Origin of the sequence: uncultured Brevundimonas sp., assembly GCF_963975535.1 — a bacterium.
Taxonomy (GTDB): Bacteria; Pseudomonadota; Alphaproteobacteria; order Caulobacterales; family Caulobacteraceae; genus Brevundimonas.
The window spans coordinates 313,746-327,094 of record NZ_CAXBHE010000004.1; the positions used below are offsets into that span (position 1 = coordinate 313,746).

Sequence of the window (13,349 nt, forward strand, 5' to 3'; positions counted from 1 at the left end):
ACGGAATCCTAAGGGATGACCGTCATGGTTCGCCCATGCGTCGTCGTGATCTCATTGCCGGAACCGTTGCCGTGGCCGCCACCGCGCCGACCGCCGCCCTGGCCTCGTCCAGCGAATCACCACTGGACGCCGCGCCGCTGGCCATTGCCGGCGTGGGCCTGCCGGTCATCGCCGGCGGACGCATTCGCAACTATATCTTCGTGTCGCTGCGGCTGCATCTCGGGCGCGGACAGACGGCGGAGCGGATGCGGGTAAAGGAGCCCTACATCCGGGATGCCCTGACCCGGGCGGCCTACCGGACTCCCTTCACGGTCGCGGACGACTGGAATGTGGTCGATGCCGCCGCCCTGTCCGCGAGCCTGATGCGGTCGGCGACAACCCTGGTCGGACGCGGTGCCGTTTCCCGCGTCGAGGTGTTCAGCCAGGTCCCCCGGCGCCGCACCCAGGTCCTGCCCGGCTGATCCCGTAAAAACCGTTGTTGCGTCGGACCGGCGCATTTGGCAACTTTCCGCCGCAATTCCCCATGGACGCATCTTCGCGTCCGTTGCGCACGGGGGGACCGGAAGGCGGAGAGAGGCGAAAACGCCCCACCGCGCCAAGGGTCCGGGCGCCATGTTTGCACAGGGAAACGAAACGCCATGACGTCATACCTATGGCTGGTCATCGCAGCGGGAGCGCTCGGCGTGCTCTTCGGTGCGGTCCAGACCGCCTCGCTGATGAAGGCCAGCGCCGGCAACGCGAAAATGCAGGAGATCGCCGCCGCCATCCAGGAGGGGGCCTCCGCCTACCTCCGGCGGCAATATACGACCATCGCCATGGTCGGGGTGGTGATCCTGGTCGCCGCCTATCTCCTGATCGGCATCTATGCCGCCGTCGGCTTCGTGATCGGGGCCGTCCTGTCCGGCCTGGCCGGCTTCGCGGGCATGCTGATCTCGGTCCGGGCCAATGTGCGCACGGCCCAGGCCGCGTCCGAGAGTCTGTCAAAGGGTCTGGACCTGGCCTTCCGCTCGGGGGCCATCACCGGCATGTTCGTCGCGGGCGGTGCCCTGGTCGGCGTGGCCGGCTACTACGCCTACCTGACCATCGGCGCGGGCTTCGAGAGCACCAGCCGTGAGGTTATCGACGGCCTCGTCGCCCTGGGCTTCGGTGCCTCGCTGATCTCGATCTTCGCCCGTCTCGGCGGCGGCATCTTCACCAAGGGTGCGGACGTCGGCGGTGACATGGTCGGCAAGGTCGAGGCCGGTATTCCCGAGGACGATCCCCGCAACGCCGCGACCATCGCCGACAACGTCGGCGACAATGTCGGCGACTGCGCCGGCATGGCCGCCGACCTGTTCGAGACCTATGCGGTGACCACGGTCGCCACCATGGTGCTGGCGGCGATCTTCTTCCGCGACCAGCCCTATGTCGACGTGATGATGCTGTTGCCGCTGGCCATCTGCGGCATCTGCATCCTGACCTCGATCGTCGGCAGCTTCTTCGTCCGTCTGGGCAAGAGCCAGAACATCATGGGGGCCCTGTACCAGGGCCTGATCGTCACCGGCGTGCTGTCGGTCGGCGCCGTCTGGCTGGTGATCAACCAGCTCCTGCCCGAAAATGCGGTCGTCACCACCTCCAGCGGCTTGGACATCACGGCGATGAGCCTGTTCTGGTCCGGCATGGTCGGTCTGGGCGTGACCGCGGCCATCGTGGTCATCACCGAATACTATACCGGGTCGAATTTTCGCCCGGTGCGGTCGGTGGCCAACGCCTCGGTCTCCGGTCACGGCACCAATGTGATCCAGGGCCTGGCCGTCTCGCTCGAGTCGACCGCCCTGCCGGCCCTGACCATCATCGTCGGCATCATCGTCAGCTTCCAGCTGGCGGGTCTGTTCGGCATCGCCATCGCCACCACCACCATGCTGGGTGTGGCGGGGATGATCGTCGCCCTGGACGCCTTCGGTCCGGTCACCGACAACGCCGGCGGTATTGCTGAAATGGCAGGCCTGCCGGCCGACGTCCGTCATGTCACCGATGCGCTCGACGCGGTCGGCAACACCACCAAGGCCGTGACCAAGGGCTATGCGATCGGTTCGGCGGGCCTCGGCGCGCTGGTGCTGTTTGCCGCCTATACGTCCGACCTGCAGTATTTCGCGGCCAATGCGGCGGACTATCCGTTCTTCGCCAACATGGGCGAGATCGATTTCGCCCTGACCAACCCCTATGTCGTCGTCGGTCTACTGTTCGGGGGGCTGCTGCCCTTCCTGTTCGGCGGCATGTCGATGATGGCCGTGGGTCGCGCCGCCGAGGCTGTCGTGGCCGAGGTGCGGCGTCAGTTCCGCGAGAACCCCGGCATCATGACCTATGAGGTCAAGCCGGAGTACGGACGGGCCGTCGACATCCTGACCAGGGCCGCGATCAAGGAGATGATCGTGCCCAGCCTGCTGCCGGTGCTGTCGCCGATCGTGCTGTTCGTCGCCGTGCTGTCGATCTCGGACAAGGCCACCGCCTTCGCCGCGCTCGGGGCCATGCTGATGGGCGTCATCGTCACCGGCTTCTTCGTCGCGGTCTCCATGACCTCGGGCGGCGGCGCCTGGGACAATGCCAAGAAGGTCATCGAAGAGGGCTTCACCGACAAGAACGGCGTCGTCCACGGCAAGGGCTCCGAAGCCCACAAGGCCGCGGTCACCGGCGATACGGTCGGGGATCCCTACAAGGACACCTCCGGCCCGGCGGTGAACCCGATGATCAAGATCACCAACATCGTCGCCCTGCTGCTGCTGGCGGTGCTGGCGAGCGGCAAGATCGTCTGATCGTCTGCGTCCCGGGCCTGGCCCGGGACGCAGACCCGGACCGTCCGGTCGGGAAACGAAAGACGCCCCGGAGAGCGATCTCCGGGGCGTCTGTCTGTGTGGAGGGCGGAAGGCCTAGTCGGGGCGGCGCTGGCCCGGACCCTCATCCTCGGTGCGGGGCAGCTGGCCACGACCGACGTTGCCGAGCAGCTGTTCCATGATCGTCAGCTCACGACCGCGGGTCGGGGTCTCGCGCCGCTGCATGTCCAGGTCCTGGCCGTCCTCCAGACCCAGGGTCCGGACCGAAGCGACGCGCTCGGCGTCGTTGAAGGTGATTTCGGTGACGCTGCGCTGGGTGACCTGCGGCAGGTTATAGGTGTATTTTTCGGTGGTCTGGCTGATGTAGTACCAGATGCTGTCGCCTTCGAAGGTCGAGGTCGTTGACGGGCTGCCCAGACGGGCGATCACGGTTTCCTTGGTGTCCGTGCCCGCGACGATATCGGTGGGCTTGGCGTCGACGTGCTGGAATCCGTTGACTCCGACGGTCGGGGCGCAGGCCGTGGCCAGGGCCGCCATCGAGACGATGGCCAGAAGGCGAGCGGTGGAAAGCGGCGTCAAACGGGGCATGTGCAGGGGCCTGTGACAGAACAAGGTCTTTGACCTAACCGGACCCGCGTCCTAGTTCAACGGCGCGGCAGAAAAGGGGCCGTATTATCATGCTCAAGAAATTGCTCCGATCCCGACCGGCCGCCCTCGACGGCGATGCCCTGTATGCCCGGGCGGTGACCCAGGCCCGCCGTCCGGACTTCTACACCCGACTGGGCGTGGACGACCGGATCGACGCGCGGTTTGAGCTCTACACCCTGCACGTGCTGCTTCTGGTGCTGCGCCTGCGCGATGACGGCGACCGGGGCGGGGAGGCGGCCCAGATCCTGTTCGACACCTATGTCTCGGCCCTCGACAACGCCCTGCGCGAACTGGGCGTCGGCGACGTGTCCGTCGGCAAGAAGATGCGCAAGCTGGGTGAGTCGCTCTACGGGCGAATGACGGTCTATGAGCCCCCGCTGCGGGCCGGCGACGAGGCTGCGCTGACCGTCGGACTGGCCCGGAATGTCTATGGCGACGACACCGCCACCGGCCCGGCCGGGGCCCTGGCCCGCTATGTCATCGCCAGCCGCGCGATCCTGGCCGGTCAGGATTTCGATACGCTCGTCCGGCAGCCTGAATGGGCGGAGATTTCAGCATGAGTGGACTGCCCGACCTGCCGTTCAGCGATCCGGTGCGGCTGAACCAGATCCCGGGCGGGGTAACCCGCACCCTGGAGCCGGATGCCGCCGCCCGCAAGCGCATCGCCAGGGCCCTCGATCTGGCTGCGCTGGACACGTTCGTGGCCGAGATGACCCTGAAGCCGGTTGCTGAGGGCTGGCACCTGTCCGGCCGGGTCAGGGCCAGCGCGGTCCAGACCTGCGGACTGACGCTGGAGCCCCTGCCGGTCGAGGTCGACTCGCCCTTCTCGATCAGGCTGAGCGAGGCCGTTGAGCCCGAGACCGACGAGATCGTCATCACCGTCGAGGATGATTCTCCCGACCTGATCGAGGACGGCCGCATCGACCTCGGCCAGTATGCGGTCGAGCAGCTGGCCCTGTGCCTGGACCCGTTTCCGCGCAAGCCGGGGGCCGAGTTCGTCCAGCCGGAAGAGCCCGCCGAGGTGTCGCCGTTCGCCGTGCTGAAGGCCCTTCACCCCAAGGCTCCGCCCGAGCAAGGTTGACGCGACGGCGAGCCGGTTGCATCCCCCCGGAGCGGCGCTATCGTCAGCCGCCCTTGCCGGTGCCACCCCACTCGGCGCGACGGAGTCGAAATCCCCTTGGCATCTCCTGTTCTGATCTCGCTCGACGCCATGGGCGGGGACTTCGGTCCCGTCGTCGTGGTCGCCGGCATCCGTGACTACCGCCAGCGCCATGGCGGTGAGGGCGTGCGCTTTCTGGTGCATGGCGACTCGGCGCTGATCGCGGCGGAGATGAAGCGCTGTCACCTGACGGCCGAGGTCTGCGAGATCCGCCATACCGACAAGGTGGTGGCGATGGACGAGAAGCCGGCCCAGGCCATGCGGCGCGGCAAGGGCTCGAGCCTGTGGAACGCCATCGAGGCGGTCAAGACGGGCGAGGCCGGGGCGGTGGTCTCGGCCGGCAATACCGGGGCCCTGATGGCCATTGCCAAACTGCTGCTGCGCATGGCGGCACCGGGACTGGAACGACCGGCCATCGTCGCCAGCTGGCCGACCCTGCGGGGTGTGACCGCCGTGCTGGACGTCGGGGCCAACATCCAGTGCGACGCCGAACAGCTGGTCGAGTTCGCGATCATGGGCGAAGCCTTCCATGCCGCCGTGCACGGCGTCGCCCGGCCGACCATCGGTCTGCTCAATGTCGGGTCAGAGGACATGAAGGGCCACGACGACGTGCGCGAGGCCCACGCCATCCTGCGCGACGGCGGTCTGGACCTCGACTATCGCGGCTTCGTCGAGGGCACGGACATCGCCAGGGGCACGGTCGACGTGATCGTCACCGACGGCTTCACCGGCAATATCGCGCTGAAGACGGCCGAGGGCGTGGCCCGGTTCATCTCGACCCTGATGAAGGAGGCCCTGACCTCCAGCCTGCAGGCCAAGCTGGGCGCGTTGATCGCCCTCCCGGCCCTGCAGCAGATGCGGCAGAAGATCGATCCCAGCGCCATCAACGGCGGGCCGCTGCTGGGTCTGAACGGCATTGTCGTGAAGAGCCACGGCGGGGCCGACGCCAAGGGCTACGGCAATGCCATCCGGATCGCCGTCGACCTGGCCCGCAGCGACTATATGACCAAGGTGGGCACCAGCCTGCAGCGACTGGTCACCGTGCTTGAACATCCACCTGCAACGGCGTCGGACAGCGTTCCCGCCGGGGAGAGTCTGTAGTGAGCGTCACCCGCAGCGCCGTCACCGGCGTCGGCTCCTATCTGCCCGAAACCATCGTCACCAATGCCGATCTGTCGAAATTCGTCGACACGTCCGATGAGTGGATCATCGAACGCACCGGCATTCGCCAGCGCCACAAGGCGCGCGAGGATCAGCCGACCAGCGATCTGGCGGTCGAGGCCGCCCGCCGGGCCCTGGCCGACGCCGGGCGCAGCGCGGCCGACGTCGACCTGATCATCGTCGCCACCACGACCCCGGACATGACCTTTCCGGCCACGGCCGCGATCGTGCAGCGCAAGCTGGGGGTGGGGGTCTGCCCGGCCTTTGACGTCCAGGCCGTCTGTTCGGGCTTTGTCTATGCGCTGAGCGTGGCCGACGGCTTCGTCGCCCGCGGCCTGGCCAGATGCGCCCTGGTCATCGGGGCCGAGGAGATGACCCGGCTGATGGACTGGACCGACCGGACCACCTGCGTGCTGTTCGGCGACGGGGCCGGGGCCGTGGTGGTCGAGCCGCGCGACGGGCAGGGGACCAAGGCCGACCAGGGCCTGCTGGGCTTCGCCCTGCGCTGCGACGGCAGCAAGTCCGACCTTCTGTATGTCGACGGCGGCCCGGCCACGACCGGCGCGGTCGGTCATCTGCGCATGTCCGGCAACCAGGTGTTCCGTCATGCCGTGGTCAATATCGCCGAGGCCATCACCGCCGCGGCGAAGGCCGCGAACATCGAGATCGCCGATGTCGACTGGTTCGTGCCGCACCAGGCCAACCAGCGCATCATCAAGGGCGTCGGTGACCGCCTGGGTCTGGACGAGAACAAGGTCATCTCGACCGTGGCCACCCATGCCAATACCTCGGCCGCCTCGATCCCGCTGGCGCTCGACGCGGCGATTCGGGACGGCCGCATCAAGCGCGGTGACCTGGTGTTGATGGAGGCCATGGGCGGCGGACTGACCTGGGGGGCGTGCGCGCTTCGCCTGTAACGTGCATTTGCCCCTTTCCATTTGATCCCGCTTGCTCTTTGATGAGGCGAGGGACTGTTTGGATGGGGGAACCAGCCATGAGCGATCACCATACCCTGACCCGCGCGGATCTTTGTGATGCCGTGCACGATGAGGTCGGCCTGTCGCGTCAGGAGTGTTCAACCCTGGTGGAGCGCACCCTGGAACTGATCGTCGAGTCGCTGGAACGCGGCGAAACGGTGAAGCTGTCGGGCTTCGGCGTCTTCCAGGTGCGCGAGAAACGGGCCCGGATGGGCCGCAATCCCAAGACCGGCGAACCGGCGGCGATCAACCCGCGTCGGGTCATCAGCTTCCGCGCCTCGCAGATCATGAAGGGCCGGGTCCACGACGCGGTCGTCAAGGCCTGATCCCATGGCCAAGGGCCCCAACGCCTTTCGCACCATCTCCGAAGCCGCCGAGGATATCGGCACGCCGCAGCATGTGCTGCGCTTCTGGGAAACCAAATTCAGCTTCGTCAGTCCGCTGAAGCGGGCCGGCGGCCGGCGGTTCTACCGGCCCCAGGACATTGTGCTGCTGAAGGCCGTGCGTCGACTGCTGCACGACGAGGGTCTGACCATCAAGGGGGTCCAGCGACTGTATCGCGAGCAGGGGGTCCAGAAACTGGCCGCCTATGGCGATCCCGAAGCGGACGTCCGCTACAGCCCCCCCGCGATGGAATCCGGTGACGGCGGCGCGAGCCGGAACCCCGCCCCGTCGCTGACCGGAGCCAATCCGGTGCGGCTGCAGACGGTGCTGGCCGAAATCGAGGGCGCACGCCTGCGACTTGAGGCCGTTCTGGGCGCTTGAGCACAAAACCCCGCTTTTGGGTTTGCGGGCCGGCCGGCCCCCGGCTATAGAGCCGCCTCCCGGAGCGTGGCGCAGCCTGGTAGCGCACTTGACTGGGGGTCAAGGGGTCGCAGGTTCGAATCCTGTCGCTCCGACCATCTTCCTCAATGAAGACGGTTGGTTGAAGGGGTCGCTTTCGGGCGGCCCCTTTGCAATTGCGCGCCCTGTTGCCGGGTCCTACGCCCTATTTCCGGCGGCCGCCCTGTTCGGCCCAGCGCAGCAGCGGAATCAGGGGCAGGCCCCAGGCGGTGCCGGCGACGCCGTAGAACAGCAGGTCGATCCACCAGGCGTCGGGCAGCCGCTCGCCGATGCCGATTGCGGCCCAGACATAGAAGACCAGAAAGGCCAGCACGCCGACGGCGGCGACGAAGCGGCGCAGGCGCGGCGGCATCAGCGCTTGTTCCGGAACAGGAAGAAGCCGAACAGGGACACGGCCGAGGCGGCCATGGCCGCGACAACCCAGATCCAGTCGTCCATGCCGGCGACGGCGAAGACCCGCACCGCCAGGAACCAGCCGCACAGGGCCCCGACGCCGGACACCAGCAGGGTGGCGAACAGGCCGCGCCGGCCGGTCAGCTGGTCGGCGATCCAGGCCAGGGCAAACGCCCCGACGACCGCGACGATGATATCGGCGTATTCCACCCGGGGGCACTCCTGCTTGCGACGACACGTCTGTCGATTGCGACTCGATCTGGCCACGAGAGGCGGGCATACCGCCCGTGTCCCGGCGCACTGGATGGCGCGCCGGACATTGTATCGGGCGGAACAGCGGGCGTCGAATGAAGCGTTTTGACAGTGACCGGAACCGGGCGGTGGCGATCTGGCTGCTTGCGTGCGCGGCCCTGGTACTGGCCATGGTCGTGGTCGGGGGCGTGACCCGGCTGAGTGGATCCGGCCTGTCGATCACCGAGTGGAAACCGCTGCTCGGAGCGATCCCGCCGCTGAGCGCCGCCGACTGGGCCGAGGCCTTCGCCCGCTACAAGGCCATCCCCCAGTACAGCCAGGTCAATGCCGGCATGAGCCTGGCCGAGTTCCAGGGCATCTTCTGGTGGGAATGGTCGCACAGATTACTGGGACGCCTGATCGGGGTCGCCTTTGCCGTGCCCTTCGCCATCTTCCTGGTGCTGGGGTGGATCCCGAAGCGGCTGATCTGGCGCTGCGGCGTGCTGCTGGCCCTGGGCGGGCTGCAGGGCCTGATCGGCTGGTGGATGGTGTCCAGCGGCCTGGTCGACCGGGTCGATGTCGCGCCGGAGCGGCTGACCGTCCATCTGGGCCTGGCCCTGCTGCTGTTCGTGGGTCTCGTCTGGACAGGGCTGGAGGCGCACGCCGGCTTTCACGCCTCGCGCGCGCCGGTCGGCTGGAGCCGCGCGGCGGCCCTGCTGCTGGCGGCGATCTTCGTTCAGTGCCTGCTGGGCGGGCTGGTCGCCGGGGGCAAGGCCGGCTTCGTCTATACCGACTGGCCGCTGATGAACGGCGCGATCCTGGCCCCGGTCGACTGGTCGAAAGGGGCCCTGGCCTTCCTGCATGACCAGGCCCTGACCCAGTTCAATCACCGCATCGGGGCCTATGGCCTGCTGATCGCCGGAACCGCCTATGCGGTGCTGGTGTGGCGCGGGCGACTGGTCGACGGCCTGGGTGCCTCCGCCTATGTCGTGGCCGGCACCCTGTGGCTGCAGGCGGCGCTGGGCATCGCCACCCTGATGCACGGGGTGCCGCTGTGGCTGGGGGCGCTGCACCAGGCCGGGGCCGTGGTCGTGCTGTTCGCCGCGACCGTCAACCTGTGGCTGGTGCGACGGTCGCAGGCCCGGATCTTCACGTCCGGATGGCGGCCCAGGGTCCTGTGATCGCCAGGGTGATGCCCGGGTACTGGATGTTGACGAACAGGGTGCTGCCGTCCGGCGAGAACACCGCCCCGCAGAATTCGGCATTGCCGAGGAAGGCGTTGCGTCCCAGCGTATAGAGCTTGCCCTCCGGCGTGACCCCCTTCAGGTGGTTGCGCAGCGTCTCGGAATAGTTGTCCTCACAGACAATCAGATGACCCCAGGGCGCGACCGTCAGATTGTCGCACATATTCATCGTCTTCTCGTCGGTGGATTCGACGAACAGCTGGATCCGCCCGGGACGCAGGCGCTCGCCCAGCGTCCCTTCGAAGCGCGAGGGCACATAGCGCAGGATCTGGCCGCGCTGGATCGGGCCACCCGAGGTGGCGGTCAGGTACATCTCGCCATCGCCCCAGTGCAGACCCTCGCCGCGCGAGACCAGCGTCGCCCCGGCGGCGTGGCCGCGCTGGCGCAGGTCGTTGTCGGGGCTGTCGACGTCCTCCATGTCGATCCACACCACCTCGCGCCAGTCGCCCACCGACCAGAGTCGGGACTCACGGTTGGAGGAGTCCGCGCCGCGGGCATCGCGGAAGGCCAGGGCCTGCAGCCGTCCGCCGTCGGCCAGCTTGCCGCGGGTGGTCGGGATGAAGCGGTAGAACAGGCCGTCAACCTTGTCCTCGGTCTGATAGACAATGCCGGTGCGGGGATCGACGCAGACGGCTTCGTGGTCGAAACGCCCCATGGCCTTGAGCGGCACGGGGTCGACCAGGCCGGTGGCCGTGGCCGGAACCTCGAAGACATAGCCGTGCGACTTCATCACATTGGCGGTGTCGGGCCGGATCTCGGTCTCCTCGCACGTCAGCCACGAGCCCCAGGGCGTGATGCCGCCGGCGCAGTTGGCGACGGTTCCGGCCAGACTGAGATGCTGGCTGACGGTCACACCGGTGGCCATGTCATAGATGACGGTCGTGGTGCCGCCGGGCAGGGGACGGCCGTCCCTGTAGGTGTCATAGGCCCGCGCGACGTCGAGCCCGCCGATCCGTTCCTGGTTATAGCCGCCGGGGCCCCAGTTGCGATGCAGGGCCGAGGTGGGCTTGAGCTCATGATTGCGCACCAGGGCGATGCGGCTGCCCTCGAGGGCGAAACAGCCCATGCCGTCGAACTGGCCCGGCACAAGCAGGCCGTCGTCCATCGTTTCACCGCCCTGGGAGATGACGCGGTAGGCAAAGCCCTCCGGCAGATCGAGCAGCCTGTTGGGGTCGGCGATCAGCGGACCGTAGCCTTCGACCTCGTTGACGTAGGTTTCGGTGACCGCCTGGATGGCGGCGCGCGCCTGTTGCGCCAGGCCGGTGAAGGCGAGGGCGGCGGCCCCGGTGGTGAGCAGGCCGCGACGGTGCAGACGCATGGAGATCTCCGGACAACTGGAGGCGGCTTATGACTCCACCCTGCGGTCCCGTCATCAGGGTTCTGTGACGCCGTTCCGCGCCGCAAACCGGCAAAAGGGTCCGGATTTATGCGGTATTTTAATACCGCTTGCCGTTTTCCCTTTAATAACAACACACTTCGACCAGAGCCGGGACGCAAACTGCATTGACCGGAACCGATCCATCCTCTATCAGCGCGCCTTCCGCTCGTTCCACCTTCGGTCCGGGCCACACCGTTCGTCTCCCAGGAACCCCACGTCATGCTGAAGAGCACTACGGCTGCCTTGAAGCCGGCCGACGTTGTGAAGAAATGGATTGTCATCGACGCCGAAGGCGTCGTGGTCGGTCGTCTCGCAACATTCATCGCCATGCGTCTGCGCGGCAAGCACCGCCCGGACTTCACCCCCCACGTCGACAGCGGTGACCATGTCATCGTCGTCAACGCCGACAAGGTGGTGTTCACCGGCAAGAAGCTGACCGACAAGATCTACTATCGTCACACCGGTCACCCGGGCGGCATCAAGTCGACCACCCCCGAGAAGGTCCTGAACGGCCGCTTCCCCGAGCGCGTGCTCGAGAAGGCCGTCGAGCGCATGCTGCCCAAGGAAAGCCCCCTGGCCCGCGCCCAGATGACCCACCTGCGTCTGTTCTCCGGTCCGAGCCACACGCACGAAGCCCAATCGCCCGAGACCGTCGACTTCAAGTCGATGAACTCCAAGAACACCCGGAGCGTCTGAGAATGACCGACGTCACCAACGAAGCGACGGCCGCAACCGGTTTCGACGCCCTGCAGGGCCTCGGCACCTCGGACGGCTCGAACGACGCCCCCGTCTATGTCCAGAAGCTGGACGCCCAGGGTCGCGCCTATTCGACCGGCAAGCGCAAGAACGCCATCGCCCGCGTCTGGGTGCAGCGCGGCACCGGCAAGATCACCATCAACGGCAAGGACCAGATGCAGTATTTCGCCCGCGAAATCCTGCGCATGATGATCGCCCAGCCGCTGACCGTCGCCGACCGCGAGACCCAGTATGACGTGGTCTGCACCGTCGAGGGTTCGGGCCTGTCCGGCCAGGCCGGCGCCATCCGCCACGGCCTGTCGCACGCCCTGACGCATTTCGAACCGGAACTGCGCAAGGTCCTGAAGCCGCACGGCTTCCTGACCCGCGACAGCCGCGTCGTCGAGCGCAAGAAGTACGGCCGGGCCAAGGCTCGCAAATCCTTCCAGTTCTCGAAGCGCTAAACCGTTTCATCGGTTATGGATTGGGGGCGTTCCGGGAAACCGGAGCGCCCTTTTTCTGTTCAGGCCCCTCTCCCGGCGGGAGAGGGGTTGGGGTGAGGGGTTACTGTGTGGACATTTCGCACGGCAGCCCCTCACCCTTTCGCGCAGGGATGGCGTCTTCGCCGCCGTGCGCTCAAGCCCTCTCCCAACGGGAGAGGGGTGGAGATGAAATGACCCATACGGTTTTTGTTGACGGGGAAGCGGGCACGACGGGGCTGGATGTGCTGCGGCGGCTGGAGGCGCGCACGGATCTGGAGCTGATCCTGCTGGGCGACCGGCGGCGCGACGTGAACGCCCGGCGCGAGGCGCTGAACAGCGCCGATGCGGTGATCCTGTGCCTGCCGGACGAGGCGGCGATCGCGGCCGTGGCCATGATCGACAATCCGGCCGTGCGGGTCATCGACGCCTCGACGGCGTACCGGGTCGATCCGACCTGGACCTATGGCTTTCCCGAGATGACGGCCGGGCAGGCGGGGAAGATCGCCACGGCGACCCGGGTCTCCAACCCCGGCTGCTATCCGACCGGCTTCATCGGCCTGATGCGGCCGCTGGTGCAGGCCGGACTGGTGCCCGCCGACTGGCCGGTCACGGTCAATGCGGTGTCGGGCTATTCCGGTGGCGGCAAGGCGATGATCGCCGCGTTCGAAACTGGCGAGGCCGACGCCTTTCGCGCCTATGGCCTGTCGCTGAAACACAAGCATGTGCCGGAGATGACCAGGCACGCCGGACTGAAGCGGCCGGTGCTGTTCGCCCCGGCGGTCGGCAACTATCGCCAGGGCATGCTGGTCGAGGTGCCGCTGCACCTGTCGGCCCTGCCCGAGACGCCGTCGATCGAGCGGCTGCACGGGGCCCTGGTCGAGGCCTATGCCCGGAGCCGGTTCGTCGAGGTCGTCGACCTGGACGAGACCGAGGCCATGACCGGCATCGACCCGGAGGGGCTGAATGGCCGCAATGACATGCGGCTGCACGTGTTCGGCGACCGCGACGGCGGCCAGGCGCGGCTGGTGGCCCTGCTCGACAATCTGGGCAAGGGGGCCTCGGGCGCAGCCGTTCAGAACCTCAATCTGATGCTGGGCCTGGATGAGGGCGTCGGCCTCAACTGATTTCGCTTTCGTCATCCTCCGGCGAGCGCAGCGAGACCGGGGGACCCAGCGGTGCCGAAGGCGATCTGCCCATCCAGGGTGTCCGCGACAGCTTCGTGCTCGCGCGCGCCACTGGGTCCCCCGGTCGCGGCGCTGAAGCGCCTTGCCGGAGGATGACGAAAGCA

16 protein-coding genes and 1 tRNA gene are annotated in these 13,349 nt (G+C 67.4%); 13 read left to right on the top strand and 4 right to left on the bottom strand.

What is annotated here, in order from left to right; all coding sequences use genetic code 11:
• Positions 1–35 precede the first annotated feature (35 nt).
• Both AACZ75_RS07870 and AACZ75_RS07875 read left to right on the top strand, forming a co-directional pair.
• Positions 36–461: a hypothetical protein gene (locus AACZ75_RS07870; protein ID WP_339872262.1), complete on the top strand. Its 426-nt coding sequence runs from the start codon at positions 36–38 to the stop codon at positions 459–461.
• Between the two features lie 177 nt (positions 462–638).
• Positions 639–2,792, top strand: coding sequence for a sodium-translocating pyrophosphatase (locus tag AACZ75_RS07875; protein WP_339872263.1), 2,154 nt, complete (start codon positions 639–641; stop codon positions 2,790–2,792).
• 114 nt (positions 2,793–2,906) lie between these two features.
• Here the strand turns inward: AACZ75_RS07875 and bamE are convergent, their stop codons facing one another.
• Positions 2,907–3,398: an outer membrane protein assembly factor BamE gene (gene bamE, locus AACZ75_RS07880; protein WP_339872265.1), complete on the bottom strand. Its 492-nt coding sequence runs from the start codon at positions 3,396–3,398 to the stop codon at positions 2,907–2,909.
• 89 nt (positions 3,399–3,487) lie between these two features.
• On the opposite strand from bamE, the gene AACZ75_RS07885 reads away from it, so the two are divergent.
• The 7 genes from AACZ75_RS07885 to AACZ75_RS07915 all read left to right on the top strand — a co-directional run bounded on the left by AACZ75_RS07885 (position 3,488) and on the right by AACZ75_RS07915 (position 7,657).
• Entirely contained in the window at positions 3,488–4,018 is a 531-nt protein-coding gene (locus tag AACZ75_RS07885; protein WP_339872267.1) for a ubiquinol-cytochrome C chaperone family protein, read from the top strand.
• A complete protein-coding gene (locus AACZ75_RS07890; protein WP_339872269.1) occupies positions 4,015–4,539 on the top strand; it encodes a DUF177 domain-containing protein in 525 nt (174 codons plus the stop codon). Before AACZ75_RS07885 ends, AACZ75_RS07890 begins: the two co-directional genes overlap by 4 nt.
• A 96-nt stretch (positions 4,540–4,635) precedes the next feature.
• Complete coding sequence (gene plsX, locus AACZ75_RS07895; RefSeq protein ID WP_339872270.1) at positions 4,636–5,718, top strand: phosphate acyltransferase PlsX; 1,083 nt, start codon at positions 4,636–4,638, stop codon at positions 5,716–5,718.
• On the top strand, positions 5,718–6,695 hold the full coding sequence (locus AACZ75_RS07900; RefSeq protein WP_339872271.1) for a beta-ketoacyl-ACP synthase III: 978 nt from the start codon (positions 5,718–5,720) through the stop codon (positions 6,693–6,695). Before plsX ends, AACZ75_RS07900 begins: the two co-directional genes overlap by 1 nt.
• Positions 6,696–6,772: 77 nt before the next feature.
• Positions 6,773–7,081, top strand: coding sequence for an integration host factor subunit alpha (locus tag AACZ75_RS07905; RefSeq protein ID WP_339872273.1), 309 nt, complete (start codon positions 6,773–6,775; stop codon positions 7,079–7,081).
• A 4-nt stretch (positions 7,082–7,085) separates the two neighbouring features.
• Complete coding sequence (locus AACZ75_RS07910) at positions 7,086–7,520, top strand: MerR family transcriptional regulator (RefSeq protein ID WP_339872274.1); 435 nt, start codon at positions 7,086–7,088, stop codon at positions 7,518–7,520.
• A 60-nt stretch (positions 7,521–7,580) separates the two neighbouring features.
• Positions 7,581–7,657, top strand: a tRNA-Pro gene (locus AACZ75_RS07915).
• 86 nt (positions 7,658–7,743) lie between these two features.
• Here AACZ75_RS07915 and AACZ75_RS07920 read toward each other — a convergent pair.
• Positions 7,744–7,950, bottom strand: a complete 207-nt coding sequence (locus AACZ75_RS07920) for a DUF2842 domain-containing protein (RefSeq protein ID WP_339872275.1) — start codon at positions 7,948–7,950, stop codon at positions 7,744–7,746.
• Positions 7,950–8,201 (bottom strand): transglycosylase, encoded by a 252-nt coding sequence (locus tag AACZ75_RS07925; protein ID WP_339872276.1) that lies wholly within the window; start codon positions 8,199–8,201, stop codon positions 7,950–7,952. Before AACZ75_RS07925 ends, AACZ75_RS07920 begins: the two co-directional genes overlap by 1 nt.
• 137 nt (positions 8,202–8,338) lie before the next feature.
• On the opposite strand from AACZ75_RS07925, the gene AACZ75_RS07930 reads away from it, so the two are divergent.
• Positions 8,339–9,403 carry a COX15/CtaA family protein gene (locus AACZ75_RS07930; protein ID WP_339872277.1) on the top strand — a complete coding sequence of 355 codons (1,065 nt, stop codon included), beginning with the start codon at positions 8,339–8,341 and terminating at the stop codon, positions 9,401–9,403.
• On the opposite strand, the gene AACZ75_RS07935 is transcribed toward AACZ75_RS07930, so the two are convergent.
• A complete protein-coding gene (locus AACZ75_RS07935) occupies positions 9,372–10,784 on the bottom strand; it encodes an alkaline phosphatase PhoX (protein WP_339872278.1) in 1,413 nt (470 codons plus the stop codon). The two genes, AACZ75_RS07930 and AACZ75_RS07935, sit on opposite strands and share 32 nt — an antisense overlap.
• A gap of 279 nt (positions 10,785–11,063) precedes the next feature.
• Between AACZ75_RS07935 and rplM the strand changes: the two genes are divergently transcribed.
• From rplM to argC, 3 genes are all read left to right on the top strand, one after another.
• Complete coding sequence (rplM, locus tag AACZ75_RS07940) at positions 11,064–11,540, top strand: 50S ribosomal protein L13 (protein ID WP_300445423.1); 477 nt, start codon at positions 11,064–11,066, stop codon at positions 11,538–11,540.
• A gap of 2 nt (positions 11,541–11,542) precedes the next feature.
• Positions 11,543–12,043: a 30S ribosomal protein S9 gene (rpsI, locus tag AACZ75_RS07945; protein ID WP_339872280.1), complete on the top strand. Its 501-nt coding sequence runs from the start codon at positions 11,543–11,545 to the stop codon at positions 12,041–12,043.
• A 209-nt stretch (positions 12,044–12,252) separates the two neighbouring features.
• The gene (gene argC / locus AACZ75_RS07950; RefSeq protein ID WP_339872281.1) at positions 12,253–13,185 is read left to right on the top strand and encodes an N-acetyl-gamma-glutamyl-phosphate reductase; all 933 of its coding nucleotides are present in this window, start codon (positions 12,253–12,255) and stop codon (positions 13,183–13,185) included.
• The last annotated feature ends 164 nt before the right edge of the window (positions 13,186–13,349 follow it).

What these genes read in the sequence shown, in the direction of transcription:
- AACZ75_RS07870 (WP_339872262.1), top strand. Translation starts at nt 36, where the DNA reads ATGCGTCGTCGTGATCTCATTGCCGGAACCGTTGCCGTGGCCGCCACC.
- AACZ75_RS07875 (WP_339872263.1), top strand. Translation starts at nt 639, where the DNA reads ATGACGTCATACCTATGGCTGGTCATCGCAGCGGGAGCGCTCGGCGTG.
- bamE (WP_339872265.1), bottom strand. Translation starts at nt 3,398, where the DNA reads ATGCCCCGTTTGACGCCGCTTTCCACCGCTCGCCTTCTGGCCATCGTC.
- AACZ75_RS07885 (WP_339872267.1), top strand. Translation starts at nt 3,488, where the DNA reads ATGCTCAAGAAATTGCTCCGATCCCGACCGGCCGCCCTCGACGGCGAT.
- AACZ75_RS07890 (WP_339872269.1), top strand. Translation starts at nt 4,015, where the DNA reads ATGAGTGGACTGCCCGACCTGCCGTTCAGCGATCCGGTGCGGCTGAAC.
- AACZ75_RS07905 (WP_339872273.1), top strand. Translation starts at nt 6,773, where the DNA reads ATGAGCGATCACCATACCCTGACCCGCGCGGATCTTTGTGATGCCGTG.
- AACZ75_RS07910 (WP_339872274.1), top strand. Translation starts at nt 7,086, where the DNA reads ATGGCCAAGGGCCCCAACGCCTTTCGCACCATCTCCGAAGCCGCCGAG.
- AACZ75_RS07920 (WP_339872275.1), bottom strand. Translation starts at nt 7,950, where the DNA reads ATGCCGCCGCGCCTGCGCCGCTTCGTCGCCGCCGTCGGCGTGCTGGCC.
- AACZ75_RS07930 (WP_339872277.1), top strand. Translation starts at nt 8,339, where the DNA reads ATGAAGCGTTTTGACAGTGACCGGAACCGGGCGGTGGCGATCTGGCTG.
- AACZ75_RS07935 (WP_339872278.1), bottom strand. Translation starts at nt 10,784, where the DNA reads ATGCGTCTGCACCGTCGCGGCCTGCTCACCACCGGGGCCGCCGCCCTC.
- rplM (WP_300445423.1), top strand. Translation starts at nt 11,064, where the DNA reads ATGCTGAAGAGCACTACGGCTGCCTTGAAGCCGGCCGACGTTGTGAAG.
- rpsI (WP_339872280.1), top strand. Translation starts at nt 11,543, where the DNA reads ATGACCGACGTCACCAACGAAGCGACGGCCGCAACCGGTTTCGACGCC.
- argC (WP_339872281.1), top strand. Translation starts at nt 12,253, where the DNA reads ATGACCCATACGGTTTTTGTTGACGGGGAAGCGGGCACGACGGGGCTG.